The organism is Prevotella bivia DSM 20514 (genome assembly GCF_000262545.1).
Classification (GTDB): domain Bacteria; phylum Bacteroidota; class Bacteroidia; order Bacteroidales; family Bacteroidaceae; genus Prevotella; species Prevotella bivia.
Genome location: NZ_JH660659.1, coordinates 282685 through 304499 on the forward strand (window position 1 = coordinate 282685; position 21815 = coordinate 304499).

Below are 21815 nucleotides of genomic sequence, written 5' to 3' on the forward strand. Positions count from 1 at the left end.
TTTATCCTTTATATTTAATATGATCAATCAAACGAATTGGAGTATTCCCACAATATACAGTAATACATCCCACAATATATGCACTATCATCCCATGTTTCCACATCGAGTAAAGTATTACCATCTACTATTTGAAAATACTCTACCTCTAATCCTTCAATGCCATTGATCTGACTTATTACATAGTTATGAGTATCTTTAAGACTATGTGTTTTACTATAAGCAATACTTTCACTCAAAGCTCTATAAATACTTGGAGCAATAGCACGTTCTTCCTTAGTTAACAATGTGTTACGTGAACTTTTTGCAAGCCCATCTTCATCACGTACAATTTCACATTCTACGATTTGAATATTCATTCCGACATAATCGACGAGACGTTTTATAACAGCTATCTGCTGCCAATCTTTCTCACCAAAATAAGCCCTATTAGGCTTCACTATAAAGAATAATTTACTAACAATTTGGCACACACCATTGAAATGCCCGGGACGTTTAGCACCTTCCATCACTGTTGATTGTGGTGAAAACTCAAAAGTACGCTCATCCTTAATTGGGTATATTTCTTCTACAGTAGGTGCAAATACAATAGTTGCTCCACTCGCTTCCAAAAGCTTACAATCAGCTTCTAATGTTCTTGGATAGCGATCTAAATCTCCTTGATCATTAAACTGAGTGGGATTTAAGAATATAGAAACAACAGTAACATTGTTATCTTTTACACTGCGTTTTACCAATGAAGCATGACCTTCATGCAAAGCTCCCATCGTAGGGACTAAACCTATAGAATTGCCTTCTTTACGGAGCTGAAAAAGTTCGTTTTGAAGTTCTACTATTTTGTTAAGTACTTTCATCAAACAATTGTTTTTCTGCAAAAACTGCATCTTTTAGCTATGCAAAGTAACAACAAAATACTTAAAACAACAAAGAAAATACAGAAATATCCCCCCTTGGTGCTTATTTACTATCAATTTATGTAAAACACACCTCTTTATAAATATAAATTCGTACCTTTGCAAAAATATTTAATCAACAGAGAATGGGAAAAAGAATATTATTTATCAATCAGGAAATCGCTCCTTATGTTCCAGAAACAGAATTATCAACTTATGGCTCTGATATGCCTAATTTGATGCAAGAGAGCGGATTTGAGATTAGAACTTTCATGCCAAAATGGAGCAGTATCAACGAACGCCGTGGACAATTGCACGAAGTAATTCGCCTTTCTGGTATGAATTTAATCATTGATGATACAGATCACCCATTGATAATTAAAGTAGCTAGTATTCCACAAACACGCATACAAGTTTATTTTATTGATAATGAAGACTATTTCCAGAAGCGCTCTACAATGACCACTGACGAAAATGGTGAAGATTTTTCAGATAATGGCGAACGTGCTATATTCTTTGCACGTGGTGTACTTGAAACTGTAAAGAAGCTAAGATGGACACCTGATATCATTCACTGTCAAGGCTGGATGGCTTCAGTTGTACCACTCTATGTTAAGACTGCTTATAAAGATGAACCACAGTTTGCTAATTCAAAAATTGTAACATCGTTGTTTGGTAGCCAGCCTTCAAATCTTGGCGACAACTTCAAAAAATGCCTTGAGTTTCGTGATGCTGATACAGAGAAATTAGCTAAGTACAAGGATAATTTTGACTTTGTAGAACTAGGCAAATTGGCTATAGACTATTCTGATGGAATCATAGGGGTTGGAAATAAGCTAAACGACACTTTAGTTGATTACGCAAAAGTTGCCTCAAAAGAATTATTGTTGCATGACAATAAATATGATGAAGAACTAAAGACAAAATATGCCAACTTCTATAATAAGATCATCGGATAATATATAAATTTAGAGAGACTGCAAAAAATGAAAAAGATATTTGTTTTCCTTGCCTTAGCTGTATCAATGGCACTTATAACATCATGCGATGATACTACAGACACTATAGGAGGATCACTAATTCCTGATAATGACAAATTAGTTGTATCAACAGATAGCTTCGATGTATCATCAAAAACTATTCCTGCAGGTAATGTTATACCTCGTACTTCTACAGGCTACCTTGGAAAGATGACCGATGCCGAAACAAACACTCAGGTAACAGCCAACTTTATGACACAGTTTCACGTACTTGACAACTACCAAATGACTGTTGCCGACAGTATTACTAGTCGTGATGCAAGCAAAAATATCATAGCTGACTCTTGCGAAATTCGCTTATTCTATAAAGGTTCATACGGCGACTCATTAGCACAAATGAAACTTACTGCTTACGAACTAAATAAGCCTGTAGAAGAAGGTATTACCTATAGATCGAATTTCGATCCTATCGCTAACAATTATGTCCGAACTAATGGTGGCATTGCAGTCAACAGAAGCTATACATTGACCGACTTAACAGAGCCTGATAGTGTAAGAAAGACTTCAAATTATGTTAAGAACATTAATATCAAACTTAACGATCAATATACAGACAAGGATGGTGTTGTATATAACAATTTTGGTACTTACTTAATGCGTAAATATCAAAGTAATCCAACAGCTTTCCGCAATTCTTATCATTTCTTGCATGAGATTTGCCCAGGATTCTATTTTAAGATTACAGATGGTGAAGGTTCTATGGCAAAGATAGAGCAAGCTCAAATAAATATTTACTATAGAGCAAAGAAAGGGACTTCAGAAAAAGAAACATTCACAAAATTAGTTGGTACAGAAGAAGTACTTCAACTTACCAACTTCAGCAATGACCAAGCAAAGCTCCAAGATTTGATAAAAGAAACTGGACATACGTATTTGAAGACACCTGCTGGATTATTTACCCAACTAACATTGCCCATCACTGACATTCTGGCAGGGCATGAGAATGATACAATCAATTCAGCTAAAATAGAGGTAAAACGTGTAAACAATAATGCTTCTTCAACATATAACTTTGGCATTCCGCAAAACGTACTAATGCTTCCTGCTGATAGCGTTGAAACTTTCTTTGCAAAAACACGCTTGAATGATAATAAAACATCGTTCTTAGCTTCTTATAATACAACGAAGAATTCATACATATTCAACAACATATCAGGGCTTATAAGTTTCTTTAAGCAGGCAAAATCTCCTAGAAGTGAGAATTGGGGTAAAGTTGTCCTTGTTCCTGTAGAGCTACAAACTACATCAACAGGAAGTGGAGCTAGTCAAAAAACGACTGTTAATATGATTTCAAACCAAATGGGCTTATCAAGCACCAAACTTCTTGGCAACACATCGGCAGGTAACGGTTTAAGAATAACAGTTGTTTATAGCAAGTTTAATAACAACTAAAGCAGAGCATTTTGTATCAATGGCTGATAACTTTTTGGAGCGTCATCGTGAAGACTACGAACAACGCAAAGCCGCATGGCTTAAAAAAAAGAAAAATCTAAAGGTTACAAAAAAAATATCAACTATTAATCGACCTGATGATGAAGCTCTATAAATAATTTAATAGTCGCCTACTTTGGGAAGTATGGTGACTATTTTTCTTACATAAGTATATATTATAAAAGCGTGAAATATGAGTTTGGCATATCATTTGCAAAGGCAACAATATAAACATATTTCAGGTAAATAAAAAAGAAAGGGAACTAAAAGGATATGATGAACCAGTTTTCACCCAAAGTATCGGAAGTTCTTTCATTTAGTAGAGAGGAAGCTGAGCGATTGTCAAATATGAATATCGCTCCCGAACATATATTATTAGCTATATTACGCGAGCAATCTGGTCCTGTGTGGGACTTACTACAAGAGCAAAATTTAAATATCAATGAAATAAAATTAGCTCTTGAAGAACGCTTACGCAAAGATAGTAAAAACCGTATTGCTATCACTACAGACATAAATTTGAATGAACAAGCTAATAATATCTTGCGTTTAGCTGTGCTAGAAGCAAGATTGCAGCATGCGCAAACAGTAGATATTCCACATCTATTCTTAGCTATTCTACATGATGTAACAGTAAATGGAGCAAGAAAAGTATTAGAGGAAAATAACATTAGCTATAACTCAGCCTTATCATCTATGCAAATGAAAGCAAATACACCACAAAATGGATTGGGTATGACTGAAGACGAAGATGAGGAAGAGGCTTCTATGTCGAACTCATCGCATAGTAACAATATCGAAACAGCTCAGAATACACGTACAAAGTCGAAAACACCTGTATTAGATGGATTTGGCACAGATCTTACATTAGCAGCTAGCAAAGGAAAACTTGACCCTGTTGTTGGTAGGGAAAAAGAAATACTCCGTGTTAGCGAAATACTTGGAAGACGTAAAAAGAATAACCCTATTTTAATAGGTGAACCAGGAGTTGGTAAGAGTGCTATCGTTGAAGGATTAGCCCAACTTATTGTAAAACGTCTCACCTCGCCTATCCTATTTAATAAGCGAGTTGTATCGCTAGATATGACAGCTATTGTGGCTGGAACGAAATATCGTGGACAGTTTGAGGAGCGTATTCGCGCTTTAATCAAAGAAATAGAGCAAAATCCAAATATCATTGTATTTATTGATGAGATACATACGCTTATAGGTGCTGGTTCTACACCAGGATCTATGGATGCAGCAAATATATTGAAACCTGCTTTAGCACGTGGTACAATACAATGTATTGGTGCTACAACCTTAGAAGAATATCGCAAATCAATAGAAAAGGATGGAGCTTTGGAACGTCGCTTCCAGAAAGTATTAGTAGAACCTACAACACAGGAAGAAACTATACAAATACTTGAAAATATCAAGGAGCGTTATGAAGAGCATCACCACGTAAACTATACACGCGACGCTATCTTAGCATGCGTAAAGTTTACAGAACGCTATATCACCGATCGTTTCTTCCCTGACAAAGCGATAGATGCGCTCGATGAAGTAGGTTCACGCATACACATGCGCAATGTGAAAGTGCCACAGGTTATCATTGACCTACAAAAAGAAATTGAAGCTGTCCAACAAAAAAAACAAGCAGCAGTAAAGAACCAAAACTTTGAGCTTGCAGCTAGTTTTCGCGATAAACAAACAGAACTAGAACGTGTGCTTAAAGAAAAGCAAGAAGAATGGCAACGTGGTGATGCTGAAGAACGTGCAGAGATCACCGAAGATGATGTGGCAGACGTAGTAGCAATGATGAGTGGTGTGCCTGTTCAGAAAATGAAAGAGTCGGAAGGCATTCAGCTAAAGAATATGGATAAGGACTTAAAGAAGCTTGTCATAGCACAAGATGATGCTATTGATAAGATGGTAAAAGCCATTCAGCGCAACCGCATAGGCTTGAAAGATCCTAACCATCCTATAGGTGCATTTATGTTTCTTGGTCCTACTGGTGTTGGTAAAACTTATCTTGCAAAGAAATTGGCAGAAATGATGTTTGGCTCAAAAGACGCACTTATCCGTGTTGATATGAGTGAATATACTGAAAGTTTCAACACTTCACGCTTGATAGGTGCACCTCCAGGATATGTTGGCTATGACGAGGGAGGACAATTAACCGAACGTGTACGCCGTCATCCCTATTCTATTGTCTTGCTTGATGAGATAGAAAAGGCACATGGTAATGTCTTTAATATGCTGTTGCAAGTGCTAGATGAAGGAAGATTGACCGATGGTAATGGACGATTGATAGACTTCCGAAATACTATCATTATTATGACTTCAAATGCTGGTACACGCCAGTTGAAAGAATTTGGACAAGGTGTTGGTTTCAAGGCTGCAAACCTCAATGGTTTATCACAAAGTGAAGGCGATAAGGAACGCGCTCGTGCTATTGTTCAGAAGAGCTTGAGCAAACAGTTTGCTCCAGAGTTCCTCAACCGTTTAGATGAAATCATTACATTCGATCAATTAGATCTTGAAGCGATAAAGAAGATTATTGATATAGAGTTGGTTGGGCTTTACCAGCGTGTTAGTAACATTGGATATACCATTGAGCTCTCTGATGCCGCAAAGGAGTTTGTTGCTACAAAGGGCTACGATGTTCAATTTGGAGCTCGCCCGCTTAAACGTGCAATACAAACATATATAGAAGATGGTATTAGCGAACTCATTCTCTCTGACAACATAAAGCTAGAAAATACTATCCTCATTGATAAGAAAGAGAATGAAGAGAAACTTACCTTCGAAGTAAAAACAACAGAAGTTACTGCTGAAAGCCAAGAAGAGTAAGCGATATATATGGCTATACACCAAAACAGCGAACTAATAACTCTCAACAAAGAGAGCATATTAGTTCGCTGTTTTGGTATATGGTTTATCTTATTACTACTTTTTCAAAAGCTTGCTTGCTAGAAAGCGTCTCACTGGTAAATCATAAATACGCAAGAATACATAAGCTAAAACAATATTAGCAATGATAATACTAACACCTACTGGTAAGGCTTTTGCAAGAGAAACATTGCTACCCCATACCCAAGCATAGAATAAATACATAGAGGGATAATGGATAGCATAAACAGGGTATGAGATATCTCCTATTGTCTGACAAATTTTAGTTGTTATCTTACCATTTACACTAGCAGAAGCACCTCCATATACTATCAATGGGAAGAATACTAGTACACAAATAGCATCATACACACCATTCCATATAGCACTACCACCATATACTACGTATGGCATTGCTGTAAGAATAACGATGATAAAAGCAAAACTCCAAAAAGAGCGACGCACTTGAATGTAACGATAGGTTCGTGCCATTAACATCCCAACACTGTAACTATAGAGCATCACTAAGAAGCCTGCATAATGGAAACCATTTGCCATTGTCCAGCCAACACCTAAGTTATAAACTCCAGAACCATTTCCAACAGCATATACTGCTACTCCTAACCCAGAGAGTATCACAACAGTTGCTAACATCTTATTCGACAACTTTCTTAGCAACAACGCATAAAGAATATTACCAATATATTCCATTAACAACGACCAATACGGACCGTTTAAAGGAAATAACTCCCCATACCCTCTAACTTCTAAACGAGCTGAAGGAGCTACAGGGATCATAAATAAGGTGAAAAGGCAAGCAAAAACAACATACAAAGTAGGAATATGTTCACCCTTCCAAGTAACACTCCCTTGAGCTATAAATGCTATGAAACCTAATATTGCCCCTAGCACAACCATTGGATGCAAACGTATCAAGCGACGTTTGAAGAAGTCCGCTGTACTCATCTTCTTCCATCGATCATCATAGGCATAACCGATTACAAACCCCGAAAGAACAAAGAAAAGTGGTACTGCTAAATATCCATGATTGCATATCTGATTGGAAGGACTCGTTGCAAAGCCTTCAAAGAGATGATAAATCAATACCATCAAAGCTGCCACACCACGCATACCATCTAATATTAAATAATGTGGCTTTGTGTCAGTAAAAACGGTAGAAGATTGCGACATAAGTGTATCCGAATAGTTTACAAGCGATAACCTACACCAAGATTCAAATAAATGGGATGTAAGGCAAAGCTAATAGTATTAAAGTTCTTATTAAAAATATCCGAGAAAGTCCAAGTAAGGTCGGCATTAAGCGAAATGTGCTTATCGGCTTGCCACGTACCACCCAGTTGTGCGCCCCATTGCTGTTTACGAAGGTCAGAAGTAAAGTCATAACCTGCCTGTGTTTCACCTTCAAAGCTAATCTTTTCACCTGTAGGAGTATTCTGACGCAAATAACCCTCAGATACATAACCATCAAAACGTCCATCAAGGGCTATAGACCCAAATAATCCTGCACGCACTTTCCAACGATCAGAAATACGATAATTAGCCATAACAGGAAGCGTTAGTAAGATAGCACCATAATTGGTATTCACAAAGCCTGTGTAATAACCTGCAATCAAGGTATTCCCCTGCACAATCTCGGTACTATAATTCTTAACCATAGCACCAGTTTCCATTCCTTTCTTCTCAAGCTTTATCCCTAGAGAAGCTCCCCAACGCTTACGGTCGCCTATCCAACGAGTAATAACTCCTTCAATAGATCCATTAAACTTAGGGTTATAATCTTTTATTTTTCTAATTTCTACAGGCATAGGAATAGGGGCAGCACCACCTATGTTTACACCTAGCTTCAATTCTGCTTCCCACCCTTCTGCTGAAAGTATAGCTGCTCTCGTTGTTTTTTCTTCTTGTGCTTGCAAAGTAGTTGCACTTGCTACAAGTACCGATGCTAATATTAATGCTTTTAATGACATTATGTTTCTATTTAATTTTCTATATCAATGTAAATTATACCGTAGATGGTTGCCAAATTATTATTCACAGAACAGTTGTAATTCGTCCACATATAGTGTACTACCTATTGCTCCTTCAAACTTAGCTCCATCTTTGCTTGACGACATAATGATAGCAAAGCTATAACCACCTTCTGCCAACTTCTTAGGATCTATAGTCTTACCATTCATAGCCTCAAAAGGCAAAGTAAACTTAGTCCACTCGCTTGTTTCTTTCCTATCAGTGAGTTCAGCTTTCAATACAATATCTTTACTTGACAACGAATTGCCACCATCAAGGTATCCCTTATTATCTACTGTATTTTCAAATAAAACGGCATAAATGGCAAAGTCGTCTTTCTTGCCCATAATTTCTTTACCGTCACTATCAACCAATTTATCTCCTGCTTTATACTTATAATACCCCACAAGAATTTCAGGCTTCTTTCTAAAAGGTATGCCAAAACTAGTTGCTTTCAAATAAGAAGTCTTTCCACCAACTTTCGCTACAAATTTCCCAATAAAAAGATTCCCTGCAGCAATTCCTGGTATATAAATTCCAAAAAAACTAGATGGATTTTTACCAGTACTTACCGTAGTAAGTTTTGCACAAGCACCTTTCAATCCTTCAACTGCTTGGCTAGTTGGATAATCTGTTGCAGGTTTACCCCTTGCTACAATTTTAAATCCCTTATTACCACTTCCCCATTCTAACTCTCCACCATCCACACCTTTATCTATAAAAACATGATAAGGAAGCTCAGCAGTTGTTGGCTTAATAGCATCAAAGCTATAATGTGTAGCTATATCATTTGAAATAAACGATACTGTATACACTTTCTTCCACTGCCCATCTTGAGAAGTAACAGTATAAGTTTGAGGAGTGGTAAAATCACGAACCGTACCACTAGCTGGCTCAATTGTTGCACCATCAGTGATAGTAAAAGTGGGGGCAAGCTTAGTTACATCATCCCATCCGTTATACACCTTTATTTCATTATTAGAAACTTCTGGTTGACGCAACAAAGTAATTCCATCTACTTTCACAGATATAATATCAGCTTCTGCGTTTGGAGCTTCGTCCTTGATACAACTTGTAAACAAAGAAATGCTAGCAAACATAAGGATAAAAGCCTTTGCAATATACTTATTCATTATTTTTTATTTGGTATATATTAAATTTCGGTGCAAAGGTACAAAAAAGAGTGCAAATATTCTGTTTTTTCCCTAGTTGAACCTTAGCGTTACCCAGCAAGTACAAAATTACGATATGTTTTTAAAGAGCTCGCATTTAGGAACCCCTTCTTATTAGCTAAACGATGGCTCTACTTGTAAGGAATACTAGAAAAAATAGGACAAACAAGATCTCTTCACTACTTTCTTTTATACCTTGTAACTATTTGATATTCATTTCGTTACAAAAAGGTCATCTTTTACCTTAAAAAAGATGACCTTTTTATGAGTAATACATCACCTTTTGGTGAGTAAAAGGTGATGTATTGCAATGTAAACGCTTATATATTGTATAGCGAATATGAATATTTTTTACATTATAGAGATTAATGCAGCACATTTGCATTACCTTCTATTGCATTCACATTAATATAAACACAAAAAAGCCATCAAGCAGCTTTTGCTCCTTGATGGCACAATATAAAGTTTGAATTGATGTCGCTAAGAATTACAAATCGAACTTGTAACCTAGTGTCAACTGGAATACGCTGTTCTTAATATCACTATTCTCGAATACCTTTGTTACACCAAAGTTGTAACGAGCGTCAAGCTGAACGTTAGCATACTCATAAGAGATACCTACTGGGATAGAGAAATCGAAAGACTTAGCCTTTAGATCCGTGCTACCAGATGCACCACCTATAGGAGTATCAAGCGATTGTTTAACACTACTACTTACTTTGAAACCAGGTTGGATACCAGCCTTTACAGCAAGACCCTTAACTACATAAACATTTGCCATGACTGGAATGTTAATATAATCAACCTTTGTTGTAGCAGTATAAGTAGTGTTTAAAGCTTTTACTTCTTTCTTTGCACCTTGCATAGAGTAAAGAACGCCAGCACTCACAGAGAAAATGTCTGTTGCTTGGTATTCACCTTCCAAACCACCAGCAAAACCGATACGTGGATCAGAGGTACCATCTTTCTCATAGTTTGTTAACATTGCTACATTCATACCTACCTTTGGTTGAAGATTGAATGAACCTACTTCGTGCTGTGCAAATGCTGCAGCTGATGTAATCATCAAGGCTGCTGCTAATAAAACTTTCTTCATTGTTGTATTTAATAAATTAAAGTCATCCTTAAAACTAGAATATTTTTACTCTCTATTTTGCTATAAGAAAAAGTTCTAATTTATACTGTTTTCTAATTTAGAACTAATCTCTTAAATGCAGGAGCAAAGGTATTCTATATAACAATTAGCATCAAATATTTTCTTTGAAAAAAGCATTTTATTAACTATTATTCATCAAAAAAGCGACCGTATTTTGCTTTGTTAATCTTTTTTCTCTGTATGATTATCATAATAATATACAACAATACATGATTTTATAAAGAAAGATTTGATGAAAATACCTTGTTATCTTAATACTACTTACGTGTGTTTTTACTGAAACTCAACAAGCCTAAAAAGGTTAATATTCCATTTAGCATCAGTAATTCATAACCAAATTTGTAACTTGTAAAATTGGTAATAGAAACATCTAAGAAGAAGCATAAGAGAGGTGAGGCTATGGCTATAAAAGGGGAAAACTTATCATTCACTACACGTTTGGTAAACAATCCAAAAGCAAAAAAGCCTAATAATGGACCATAGGTATAAGAAACTAGTGTGTAGATAGCATCAAGCAAATTGGTGGAATTTGCCCAACGGAAAAGTAAAATAAAGACTATGAAGCAAAGTGCCATTATGAAGTGTACCCACTTTCTTAGTTTTTCATCATCTGCCCGGTTCTTTATATCTACACAATAGCTTGTTGTGAGCGATGTCAAAGCAGAATCGGCACTAGAGAAGCAAGCAGCAACAATACCGATAGTAAAAAATACCACAACAGGAGTGCCTAACAATCCACCTGCAGTAGCTTTTAGCATCAATTCATCGGATGTTGCTGTAGGAATAATCAGATGTAATTGGGCATAAAAGAACATTAACAAAATGCCCAATGATAGAAAAAGGAGGTTAGCTGGAACAAAAGCCAACCCATAACTACACATATCTTTTTGGGCAGAACGGAGATCCTTACATGTGAGATTTTTCTGCATCATATCTTGATCTAACCCCGTCATAACAATAACAATAAACACACCACTCAAGAACTGTTTCCAAAAGTTTTGCCCAGACAACCAATCATCAAATACAAATATTTGCGAATGATAATCATTGGTAATCCTATGGATTGTATCAATAAAAGAAAGATCTAAAGCCCCCATTACCTTATATATAATAAGGAGTAAGGCTATAAACATACAAAGGGTTTGAAAGGAGTCGGTATAAACAAGTGTGCAAATGCCTCCTTTTCTTGTATATAACCATATCAGAAGAACAAGCACCGATACCGTAACAAAGAATGGAATATGATACTGATCTAAGACAAAACGCTGTAAAATCATACAAACAACATAAAATTTTACAGCAGCACTAGACATCTTTGATAGGATAAAAAAGCTAGCACTCGTTTTATAGCTATATTTTCCCAATCGGTCTTCAAGATAAGTATATATACTCGTCAGATTGAGTTTATAATAAATAGGCAATAGAACATAAGCTATAACAACATATCCTAACACAAAGCCCAAGCACATCTGTAGGTACGACATATTATTATTAAGCACCATACCAGGTACACTCACAAAGGTAACTCCTGAAATACTAGCCCCTATCATACCAAAAGCCACCATATACCATGGTGACTTTCGGTTGGCTTTAAAAAATTTTTCATTGCTAGCACCCTTGCTTGTTAGCCAACTAAGACCTAACAACACAAGGAAATAAGCTACAATAGTTATAACTATTATCATTCTTTTTCTATAACTAATTAGTCTTTCTTAAAATTTCATCACGACACTCTTCCATCAACCATTTTGGAGTACTAGTAGCACCACAAATGCCAACGGTATTAACTCCTTCAAACCAACTCATATCAATTTCGTCAGCACATTCTACTTGATATGAACGAGGGTTAACATCTAAGCACTCATGAAAGAGTACCTTACCATTAGAACTCTTCTTACCAGCTACAAAGATGATTACATCATGCCGAGTAGCAAAGGTAGAGATATTCGGCATACGATTAGCCACTTGACGGCAAATCGTATCGAAACTTTGAAACTTAGCCGATGGATCTATATGCGATTGGATATACTCTATAATCTGATGAAATTCGTTAAGACTCTTCGTTGTCTGCGAATAAAGGTAGATGTCCTTTGTAAAGTTGAGCTTCTTAACATCTTCAAACTTCTCAATAATCAGTGCTTCGCTCTTAGTTTGTCCCACTAGTCCCAATACTTCAGCATGCCCATTCTTACCAAAGATTACTATTTGCGAACCAACAGAGGTACTCTCTGGGACAAACTCCATTTGTTTATCTTCTAGCTTATCATCTAATTTACTTTCATATTGCTTCTTAATACGGCGTTGAAGAGCTAACACCACAGGACAAGTGGCATCTATAATCTCTATGTTATTTCGCTTAGCTAGTTCGTAAGTTTCAGGTGGTTCGCCATGAGCACGAAGCAATACTTTCACATTATGAAGCTTCTTCATCTGCTCATGATCGATCGTAACAAGTCCATTCGTTTCTAATCGTTCCACCTCCATAGAATTATGTACGATGTCGCCCAAACAATATAGTTTCGTTCCCTTAGCCAATTCTTCCTCAGCTTTCTTAATGGCAGTGGTTACGCCAAAGCAGAAGCCACTACCACTATCTATTTCTATTTGTAGCATTTAAATTAATCCTGAATAAATTTATTTACTGATTTTAAATTCTATTGCCGATGCCCTACCACTAAACTCTGGTGCGTATGCACTTTGAGCAGTACAAGTACCTGTCTGATAGTTACCTTCTCGGTCAATGAAATATTCTGCGTCTACAATATGTTTACCCTTTGCCAGCATATCGAAGTAATAGTTGGTACTATTATCCTTTGGTGCAATATAGCATCCCCAATGGTAGCCACTTAACTGGTTAGTTGGTTCTAAGCAAGCTGCACGCTTATCAATAACTTGCACAAAATCGAAGTCGCGAGAAGCTGTGATTGTTAATCTAACTTTCACCTTATCACCTACCTTTAGTATTTTGCCACTAATAGGATTACCATTCTGATCTAGCACTTCACGAACAACAGAAATACCTGAAGTAGCCTCCTTAATATCTGTTGCCTTTTGGAAGAACTGCGCATAAACACCTCCAAAACTTGTTCCTTCACTTTGCTTCTCTATGCTCAAAGATTTTGGCTGCTTTGTAATTAGAGTAGTAACCTTAACATAGCCCAATCCTGCAGTAGCCTTTGGTTGTTCTAATACATTTCCATTCAACTTAAACACAGCGGGTGTCTTTTCTTCCATATCCCATTTACCATTATTCATAAAAGCCCAAATGGCATTCGTGGTATTGATAGGAGTATTCCACATTTGTGTGCGTTTCTCTTGAAGCAACCATTTTTGCATTTCCTTGATATAGTTATCACTTGGGGAAAGTGCCTTCAAGGCTTCAATAGCTGCGACCTCTGTTGGTATTTTATAATTTCTCCATGAGTAATAAGCATTGCGAGAATCGAAATATCTTCCCATTTCCTTTGTGGCTACAGTGTATTCTTTCAAACTTTTGAGATACTCCTTAGCAAGATCTGTTTTACCATATTGAGCAAGAATAACCGCTGTATTCGCCTTTCCATAGATAGTAAGATCCGTTGGCTTCTTTGCTAAACGATTGATGAGATAAGTAATATCAGCCGTTGTCGGGCGCTTTGCCAACGCATTTGTGTAGAGATAATCACAAAGATCATCGCTAGGGAATAGCGTTGTTTTATTCTTCTTCTCATATTTCTTCATCTCTATCACTTCTCTTGCGATACGAGTATCAAGGAATGTAAAGGCATGCTTTAAAAGTTGTGAGGTTTGATCGTTATCAAAAGCACCTTGTCCCAGCAGTGTTTGCAAACGAACAAGTGTCTTTGCAATATAAACCGTCATATATAAACTTCCTTCCATACCTGAGAACCATGCGAAAGAACCATCTTCTTGTTGAAGTTTCTTGAGCTGATTGATATAACCCATTTGATTACCCAACAAAGTATTCTCATCAAAGAAGTTGATAAGTTGCAGCTTCCGTTCACCCTCGCTATTAGCATCAAGTACCCATGGAGTTTCATTAAGCACCATTGCCTTCAAATCTTGGTTCTTTGCCAAATTCGATTGTAAGCTTGTCTCAGTGCCTATCTCACGCTTCCACTGTTCTATAATCCGCTTAATCTTTGGTGATTGCCCAATAATATGAGTACCAAGAGCATTAGCATAATAAGCTGTCATCAAACTAATAGCATCATTTTCGCGTGCTTTTGCCATATAAGGTAGAGCTTGGATCATGAGCCATGATGGGTTATTGGTATATTCTATCGTCAACTTAGCATTATTAATACCCATACTTGGCAATAGTTTTTCAAGATCAACCTGCTCTGTACTAATGCCATCCATTGTAATAGGATAAGTATTCACCACATACTCTTGATTAGGAAGGATCGGTAAATATTGCTGTTCACCATCTGAGAAATTACCACCAATGGCAGAGATACGGGCTACGAGCAAAGAGAAATCACTCAAATTGCTCTTCGAGAAATTCTTTATAACCTCTTCATTAATAGAGAACATTGCAGAAGAAGTGCCGTTTGCCTCTACTGTTACGTGCTTCTTTTGTGTAAGCAATACCATCTCTGTTGCTGGATCAACGAGTTCTAGCTTTACTTTGGTATTTAATGGTTGGCTAGAAGTATTGATAATACGAGTAGAAACCGAAGCCTCATCGCCTAAACGAATAAAGCGAGGAAGATTAGGTTGAACCATTAACGTTTTCTTAGCCTCCACTTCATCGGTCATCAGCCAGTTGTTCATCTGCTTATCGTGCGCTAAGCCCATGAAACGCCATGTTGTTAGACTTTCTGGTAAAGTAAATTTTATACTTACATTGCCTTCTGCATCGGTAAGCAACTGTGGATAGAAGAAAGCCGTTTCGTTAAGGTTTTCTCGTAAGGCTATGGGGGCTTTCTTCTTCGCACCACCATAACCAATAGTAACCACTTCCTCTAGTTTGTTATTCTGTCCAACTATAGAAAAGGCTTTCTGCTCGTTATCTTCTTTAACAACTGGTGCAGTGAACTTAACAGCTGCTTTAGATTCTGGCATAACACCTCCTACTCTTGTCGCCATAGTATACACAATTCCGTATGGCTGAGTGAAGGCGGTAAAATAATCCTCATTAAAGAATGAAAAGTTCAATTCGCCAATTTTATTATTCGGATAAACTCCATTGGCATTGAAAAACAATGTTCCGTAAGTTGATCCTGTCCAGTTAAAGTTTGGTTTTGAAAGATTAATAGATGGGAATTTTCCCCATGAATGATTATAAATCTGATCAAGACTCTTATCATATAACGTTGCCATTAATTGGGCTTTAACTGGCTTGCCATTAGCATCGGTAATACTCATCGTCCATTCCTCTTGTTGCCCGGGAATGAGTTTGTTTCTGAAAGTTTTCCATTTCATACTCAAACGAGTATCTGGCAATGGTCGAGAGATAAACTCGGTGTGTGTATAAAGCTCGCCTTCTTTCACCCATGCATAGCTCACAGTTAAACCATTACCATATTCAGATTTATATGTAAAGGCGCGAGTAGTATTGGCATTTGATTGATCGAATGCACCTTGTTCAATAATCTTCTCACCAGCCATAAACGTATAAACCACATGTTGATTGGCATCAGTAGAACCTACTTGCACATAGATAGGCTTACCATCGCTAGGGAATTGACTATTGCTAATATAAAACCAATCGTGCGTTTTTATCACAGGTCGCTTGTCCTTTAGTGAGAAAACGACAAAGTCAGCATTGACAGTATCTTCTCCACAAATGGCATGCAGACGATAGCTACCTGAAGAAAGATTGCTTATTTCTATCATCTCATTTGCCTTTACTTCCGTATATTTGCCCTTATAAGAAAGTTCTTTTACCTTATCATTCTTGCGTATAATGATGTATCTTGCTGTGTCAACAATCTCCTTACCACCTGCGTTAAGATAGTTCAACCTAAAGGTTAGGTTATTAGTATCTAGTGTCTTTGCAGGAATATCACAAGTAAGTATTGTTGCCTTTGAAGAGAATGGCAATGAAGTATATCCTTCATGAGACTCGCCAGCCTGATCGGTAACAGTAGCATTTAGCTTAAAGTTGTAATAGTAATCGTTGATCTTTTCTCCTGCTTTTAAAGCCTCCATTTCATCATCAGACAAGATAAATGGAACATGAGCCTCAAAATTGCCCTTATCATCGGTCGTTGCCTCACCTTCAAAGACTTTTTCTGTTGTAGAATTATTATCATACCAATAATACCACCATTGCATTGCAGCACGAGTTACAGTATAGCTCACCTTAGCACCTTGAACAGGAATACCTGAATAGGTTTTAGCATGCCCCTTTACTTTTATCGTCTCACCTACTTTATACTTCTCTTTATAGTCATCAAACTTTACTTCAAAACTAGGACGCTTATATTCTTCCACACGGAAGTAAGTCTGCTCACCAACATACCCTATAAGACGAATAGAGAAATTGCCAGTTAATCCACTTGAAGGAAGGGTAAAATCAGTTGATGCCGTACCAAACTCATCTGTTATAATCTCCTTCTTTGCAACTTCTTGATGATTAGCATCAAAGAGTTGAAGTTCGCCTTTATAGTTAGCCATCGCCGTGCGCTTGATACCACTAAGAGAATCTTTATATATAACAGTTGCAACATGCACTGTTTGTCCTGGTCGATAAAGTGCACGATCAGTAAATAGTTTAGCTGCTAGTCCTTGCTTATCTGAATCATAATAGTAAAAATAAGGGGATAAATACTTAGCGGGGTATCCCTTATCAGCATCTGTATAAACATAAATTTCTTTAGGTTGGTTATCGTACGTTATGCTACAAACTACTTCTCCTTGCCTGTTTGCAACAAGTTCACTAACGTTTGATTTCCCTTTACCATAAAAAGAAACCTTAATTTTTGCATTAGCAACAGGTTGTCCACTAAGCGCATCAACAACAACATAACGAACTTTATTTTTCCCTAATCGTTCACCCATAACAAAGAGATTGCTCACATATAGAAATTGATCGTCGGTATTCGTTTGGACAGTTGGTGAATTGATACTTAAAATATAAACGCCAGACGACAACTTAGGCAATTCAACAGAGTCTTCAAACTCCTCGTAAGGGGCACGTGAAGCAGGATAAGAGCGATTGATTACAATCTCACTTCCTTTTACCAACTTATTTGAGAGCTTCTTTATATCACTAACTTTTATATTACTATCATCAAAATCACCTTTTAAAGTTGTTTTTATCAACTTCACCTTTAGGTTCTGAATATTGCGTAAGCTAAGCCTTAACACCTGTCCTTCTTTTTGAGCATAAATGCGCTCAAGTATATCATAAGCCGAAATTCTTGATACTTGCAGATTAGTCTCCTCTTCCTTAAACAGATTTGCACGACGCCAAGTTCCCCAACGTTTTAGAGCATTCTGTACGTATTCAAACTTTTGCTTGTTAGATACCTCCTCACCTAGCTGATCATATTTCAGCCATGCTATCTCACAACATGCAGGCATATCGCCATACTTCTCTATCAAGGCATCTAGCTTACTCATTTTATACGCGCCATCATCTTCTGCTTTGGCATAAGCAGTAAGGCAAGCAGCAGTACGATTATTATGTGCTAAATAATATTGCTCTAACACATCGTAAGCCTCCGCCTCAAAACCAATAACATGTAAAAGATCATAACCAAAAAGATCGTCATCTTTACCTTTCTCTATCAGAGGCACATAATCGTTGATTTTTTCCTTTGCCAACAGCTCTGGGTTTGCCATCGCCTTGGTAAAGTAGTCCTTAGCCACTTTCTCCTTATCTTTCACGTTAGCAGCACAAGTTTCAAGGAATATCTTACCCAAAGCACAATTATAAATAGCAGCCAACACCTTATCCGATTGCTCTGCTACTGTAGCTTTATGTTTTAGTCGCTGGAGTTCATTTTCCATCGAATCAGGCGTAATGCTTGTTTTCAAGCCACTTGACATCAATTCAGCCGAAAGAAGATTACCATAACTCTTCTCTTTCTGTGCCTTTCTAATAATTTTATTTAGCACTTCGATTTGCGTTTTAGGTAAATCCTTTTGGGCAGCAATGTCCAACTGCTTCCAAAGAGCTTTATAATTTTGTGCATTTACCATAGATGACAAACCTAATATGAACACTAAAATATAAATGATTCGTTTCATACATATCTTATTTTTGTTATGATGCAAAGATATACATTTTTATGATTGATCCCTAACGATACTCCTTAAATTATAGGCTATTTAGATTTTACAACATAACAAAACAACAAAACCTGCCATTTTGACGATCGTAGCGCCATTATGACACATTACGTCTGTAGGCATATTATTTGAGTTTATGATAAACAGAACAAACAAAGCAAATAAATATCCGTGAAGATAACTAAGATATAATTCACGAAATAACAAAGAAAGGAGATTAAAATATGACATTCGACAAATTTACTATTAAAGCACAAGAAATCATTCAGAGTGCCGTTATGATTGCACAGCAAAAAGGTCAGCAAACGATTGAAGCTATACACCTTTTGGCAGGTGCTTTAGACAAAGGCAAAGAAGTAACCAACTATGTTTTTCAAAAGTTGGGCATCAACACTCAAAACGTAGAAAATGCAGTGCAAAGCGAGCTTGCTCATTTACCAAAAGTGCAGGGTGGCGAACCGTATTTCTCGTCAGAAACTAATCAGGTGCTACAAAAAACTGTTGAAATTTCACAGCAGTTGGGCGATGAGTTTGTAAGTATCGAACCCCTACTCCTTGCACTACTCACTGTGAAAAGTACTGCTTCACGCATTATGAAGGATGCAGGTTGTACTGAAAAAGAAATGAAAGCAGCTATTAACGAACTGCGCCAAGGTCAGAAAGTGCAATCACAGAGTGGTGATGAAAACTATCAAGCACTTGAAAAGTATGCGCGCAACTTGGTAGAAGATGCGCGCAACGGTAAGCTCGACCCTGTGATTGGGCGTGATGAAGAGATAAGACGTGTGCTTCAGATTCTCTCGCGTCGAACCAAAAATAACCCAATACTTATTGGTGAACCAGGTACGGGTAAGACAGCTATTGTAGAAGGCTTGGCTGAACGTATTGTGCGTGGCGATGTCCCTGAAAACTTAAAGGATAAAAAGCTTTATTCTTTGGATATGGGAGCGCTTGTTGCTGGTGCAAAATACAAAGGAGAATTTGAGGAACGCTTAAAGAGTGTGATTAAAGAGGTTACCAATGCGGAAGGCAACATTATCCTTTTCATCGACGAAATCCACACACTTGTGGGTGCAGGTGGTGGCGGTGAAGGAGCTATGGATGCTGCAAACATCCTAAAACCTGCTCTTGCTCGTGGTGAATTGCGCGCTATTGGTGCTACAACATTGAACGAATATCAGAAGTATTTCGAGAAGGACAAAGCATTGGAACGCCGTTTCCAAACGGTGATGGTAGATGAACCTAGCGAACTTGATGCTATCTCTATCCTCCGTGGTTTAAAAGAACGCTACGAAAACCACCACAAAGTGCGTATTCAAGACGATGCTTGTATAGCTGCCGTAACGCTTTCTGAACGTTATATTTCAGATAGGTTCCTACCCGACAAAGCTATCGACTTGATGGACGAAGCTGCTGCAAAACTTCGTATGGAGCGCGACTCTGTACCTGAAGAGTTAGACGAAATCACACGCCGTCTAAAACAATTAGAGATAGAGCGTGAGGCTATCAAACGTGAAAACGATACCGAAAAGATAGCGGTTCTTGACAAAGATATTGCTGAACTGAGAGAACAAGAACATAGCTTCCGTGCTAAATGGGAAGGAGAACGTGAACTTGTAAACAAAATTCAGCAAGACAAACAAAGCATAGAACAGCTAAAATATGAGGCTGAACGTGCGGAGCGTGAGGGTAATTACGAGCGTGTGGCAGAGATAAGATACTCCAAACTCAAGGCTTTGGAAGACGATATTCGCAAAATACAAGAACAACTGCAATCGGCTCAAGGTGCTGAAGCGATGGTAAGAGAGGAAGTAACAGCAGACGACATTGCCGAAGTGGTAAGCCGCTGGACAGGTATTCCTGTAACACGTATGATGCAGAGCGAGCGTGAAAAACTGCTCCACTTAGAAGATGAACTTCACCAACGTGTCATCGGGCAAGAGGAAGCCATTACAGCGGTGGCTGATGCCGTACGCAGATCGCGTGCAGGACTACAAGATCCTAAGAAACCTATCGCTTCTTTCATCTTCCTAGGCACGACAGGTACAGGTAAAACAGAACTTGCAAAAGCACTAGCCGACTATCTGTTTAACGACGAAACAATGATGACACGTATTGATATGAGCGAGTATCAAGAGAAGTTTAGCGTATCACGACTCATCGGAGCACCTCCAGGATATGTGGGTTACGATGAGGGTGGACAGCTCACGGAGGCTGTAAGACGCAAACCTTACTCTGTTGTACTCTTCGATGAGATAGAAAAAGCTCACCCTGATGTATTCAACATCTTATTACAAGTGTTGGACGATGGTAGACTGACTGATAATAAAGGTCGCACCGTCAACTTCAAGAATACGATTATCATTATGACCTCTAACCTTGGTTCGCAGTATATTCAGCAACAATTCCAAGAACTAAGGGAGGACAATCGTGAGGAAGTTATCAATAAAACAAAGGTTACTGTAATGGATATGCTAAAGCAAACCATTCGTCCTGAGTTTTTAAATCGTATAGATGAAACGATTATGTTTTTACCATTGACACAGAAGGAAATAGCAGGCGTAGTAAAACTACAGCTTGAACGTGTAAAAGCAATGCTCCAGCCTCAAGGCTTAACCTTAGAATGGACAGATCCTGCTGTAAACTATCTAGCCGAGATGGGCTACGATCCTGAATTTGGTGCTCGACCTGTAAAGCGTGCTATACAACGCTATGTTTTGAATAATTTGAGTAAATCAATCTTGAATGGCACTGTAAATCGTGATAAACCAATCATTATTGACAACTTTGGCACAGAGCTTGTATTTAGAAATTAAAAACATAATAAACAGATGGTATTAAGGTAAAAAGTATTGTTTTGATATAGTATTAGATTGATAAAGGAGATGGACTTGTGATAAGCCCATCTCCTTTTTCTTTGTATACATAAAGCAACTAAAAAAGAAAAGCTCACCTTTCACGTAAAGAAAGATAAGCTT

The 21815-nt window shown here is 37.5% G+C and carries 13 protein-coding genes; 5 read left to right on the plus strand and 8 right to left on the minus strand.

Features of this window, described 5'->3' with window-relative positions:
- Window position 1 precedes the first annotated feature (1 nt).
- Window positions 2-853, minus strand: a complete 852-nt coding sequence (gene panC / locus PREBIDRAFT_RS01890) for a pantoate--beta-alanine ligase (RefSeq protein WP_004338667.1) — start codon at window positions 851-853, stop codon at window positions 2-4.
- 185 nt (window positions 854-1038) lie between these two features.
- Here panC and PREBIDRAFT_RS01895 point away from each other — a divergent pair, with 185 nt between their 5' ends.
- The 4 genes from PREBIDRAFT_RS01895 (at window position 1039) to PREBIDRAFT_RS01910 (ending at window position 6198) form a co-directional block, all read left to right on the plus strand.
- Entirely contained in the window at window positions 1039-1851 is an 813-nt protein-coding gene (locus tag PREBIDRAFT_RS01895; RefSeq protein ID WP_004338666.1) for a glycogen/starch synthase, read from the plus strand.
- 27 nt (window positions 1852-1878) lie between these two features.
- A complete protein-coding gene (locus PREBIDRAFT_RS01900) occupies window positions 1879-3324 on the plus strand; it encodes a DUF4270 domain-containing protein (RefSeq protein WP_004338665.1) in 1446 nt (481 codons plus the stop codon).
- Between the two features lie 19 nt (window positions 3325-3343).
- The gene (locus PREBIDRAFT_RS01905; protein ID WP_004338664.1) at window positions 3344-3478 is read left to right on the plus strand and encodes a hypothetical protein; all 135 of its coding nucleotides are present in this window, start codon (window positions 3344-3346) and stop codon (window positions 3476-3478) included.
- 158 nt (window positions 3479-3636) lie between these two features.
- The gene (locus PREBIDRAFT_RS01910) at window positions 3637-6198 is read left to right on the plus strand and encodes an ATP-dependent Clp protease ATP-binding subunit (protein ID WP_004338663.1); all 2562 of its coding nucleotides are present in this window, start codon (window positions 3637-3639) and stop codon (window positions 6196-6198) included.
- A 96-nt stretch (window positions 6199-6294) separates the two neighbouring features.
- On the opposite strand, the gene PREBIDRAFT_RS01915 is transcribed toward PREBIDRAFT_RS01910, so the two are convergent.
- The 7 genes from PREBIDRAFT_RS01915 to PREBIDRAFT_RS01945 all read right to left on the minus strand — a co-directional run bounded on the left by PREBIDRAFT_RS01915 (window position 6295) and on the right by PREBIDRAFT_RS01945 (window position 18795).
- Window positions 6295-7428: an acyltransferase family protein gene (locus PREBIDRAFT_RS01915; protein WP_004338662.1), complete on the minus strand. Its 1134-nt coding sequence runs from the start codon at window positions 7426-7428 to the stop codon at window positions 6295-6297.
- Between the two features lie 17 nt (window positions 7429-7445).
- The gene (locus tag PREBIDRAFT_RS01920) at window positions 7446-8225 is read right to left on the minus strand and encodes a porin family protein (protein ID WP_004338661.1); all 780 of its coding nucleotides are present in this window, start codon (window positions 8223-8225) and stop codon (window positions 7446-7448) included.
- A 60-nt stretch (window positions 8226-8285) separates the two neighbouring features.
- Entirely contained in the window at window positions 8286-9398 is a 1113-nt protein-coding gene (locus tag PREBIDRAFT_RS01925; protein WP_004338660.1) for a PCMD domain-containing protein, read from the minus strand.
- 526 nt (window positions 9399-9924) lie between these two features.
- Window positions 9925-10533 carry a porin family protein gene (locus PREBIDRAFT_RS01930; protein ID WP_004338659.1) on the minus strand — a complete coding sequence of 203 codons (609 nt, stop codon included), beginning with the start codon at window positions 10531-10533 and terminating at the stop codon, window positions 9925-9927.
- A gap of 317 nt (window positions 10534-10850) precedes the next feature.
- Window positions 10851-12278 (minus strand): sodium:solute symporter, encoded by a 1428-nt coding sequence (locus PREBIDRAFT_RS01935; RefSeq protein WP_004338658.1) that lies wholly within the window; start codon window positions 12276-12278, stop codon window positions 10851-10853.
- Between the two features lie 13 nt (window positions 12279-12291).
- Entirely contained in the window at window positions 12292-13206 is a 915-nt protein-coding gene (locus PREBIDRAFT_RS01940; RefSeq protein WP_004338657.1) for a 4-hydroxy-3-methylbut-2-enyl diphosphate reductase, read from the minus strand.
- Window positions 13207-13227: 21 nt separating this feature from the next.
- A complete protein-coding gene (locus PREBIDRAFT_RS01945) occupies window positions 13228-18795 on the minus strand; it encodes an alpha-2-macroglobulin family protein (RefSeq protein WP_004338656.1) in 5568 nt (1855 codons plus the stop codon).
- A 266-nt stretch (window positions 18796-19061) separates the two neighbouring features.
- Between PREBIDRAFT_RS01945 and clpB the strand changes: the two genes are divergently transcribed.
- Window positions 19062-21653 (plus strand): ATP-dependent chaperone ClpB, encoded by a 2592-nt coding sequence (clpB, locus tag PREBIDRAFT_RS01950; protein ID WP_004338655.1) that lies wholly within the window; start codon window positions 19062-19064, stop codon window positions 21651-21653.
- The last annotated feature ends 162 nt before the right edge of the window (window positions 21654-21815 follow it).

Excerpts from the sequence above, each read along its gene's own strand:
- panC (WP_004338667.1), bottom strand. The coding sequence starts at position 853 with ATGAAAGTACTTAACAAAATAGTAGAACTTCAAAACGAACTTTTTCAG.
- PREBIDRAFT_RS01895 (WP_004338666.1), top strand. The coding sequence starts at position 1,039 with ATGGGAAAAAGAATATTATTTATCAATCAGGAAATCGCTCCTTATGTT.
- PREBIDRAFT_RS01900 (WP_004338665.1), top strand. The coding sequence starts at position 1,879 with ATGAAAAAGATATTTGTTTTCCTTGCCTTAGCTGTATCAATGGCACTT.
- PREBIDRAFT_RS01905 (WP_004338664.1), top strand. The coding sequence starts at position 3,344 with ATGGCTGATAACTTTTTGGAGCGTCATCGTGAAGACTACGAACAACGC.
- PREBIDRAFT_RS01910 (WP_004338663.1), top strand. The coding sequence starts at position 3,637 with ATGATGAACCAGTTTTCACCCAAAGTATCGGAAGTTCTTTCATTTAGT.
- PREBIDRAFT_RS01915 (WP_004338662.1), bottom strand. The coding sequence starts at position 7,428 with ATGTCGCAATCTTCTACCGTTTTTACTGACACAAAGCCACATTATTTA.
- PREBIDRAFT_RS01920 (WP_004338661.1), bottom strand. The coding sequence starts at position 8,225 with ATGTCATTAAAAGCATTAATATTAGCATCGGTACTTGTAGCAAGTGCA.
- PREBIDRAFT_RS01925 (WP_004338660.1), bottom strand. The coding sequence starts at position 9,398 with ATGAATAAGTATATTGCAAAGGCTTTTATCCTTATGTTTGCTAGCATT.
- PREBIDRAFT_RS01930 (WP_004338659.1), bottom strand. The coding sequence starts at position 10,533 with ATGAAGAAAGTTTTATTAGCAGCAGCCTTGATGATTACATCAGCTGCA.
- PREBIDRAFT_RS01935 (WP_004338658.1), bottom strand. The coding sequence starts at position 12,278 with ATGATAATAGTTATAACTATTGTAGCTTATTTCCTTGTGTTGTTAGGT.
- PREBIDRAFT_RS01940 (WP_004338657.1), bottom strand. The coding sequence starts at position 13,206 with ATGCTACAAATAGAAATAGATAGTGGTAGTGGCTTCTGCTTTGGCGTA.
- PREBIDRAFT_RS01945 (WP_004338656.1), bottom strand. The coding sequence starts at position 18,795 with ATGAAACGAATCATTTATATTTTAGTGTTCATATTAGGTTTGTCATCT.
- clpB (WP_004338655.1), top strand. The coding sequence starts at position 19,062 with ATGACATTCGACAAATTTACTATTAAAGCACAAGAAATCATTCAGAGT.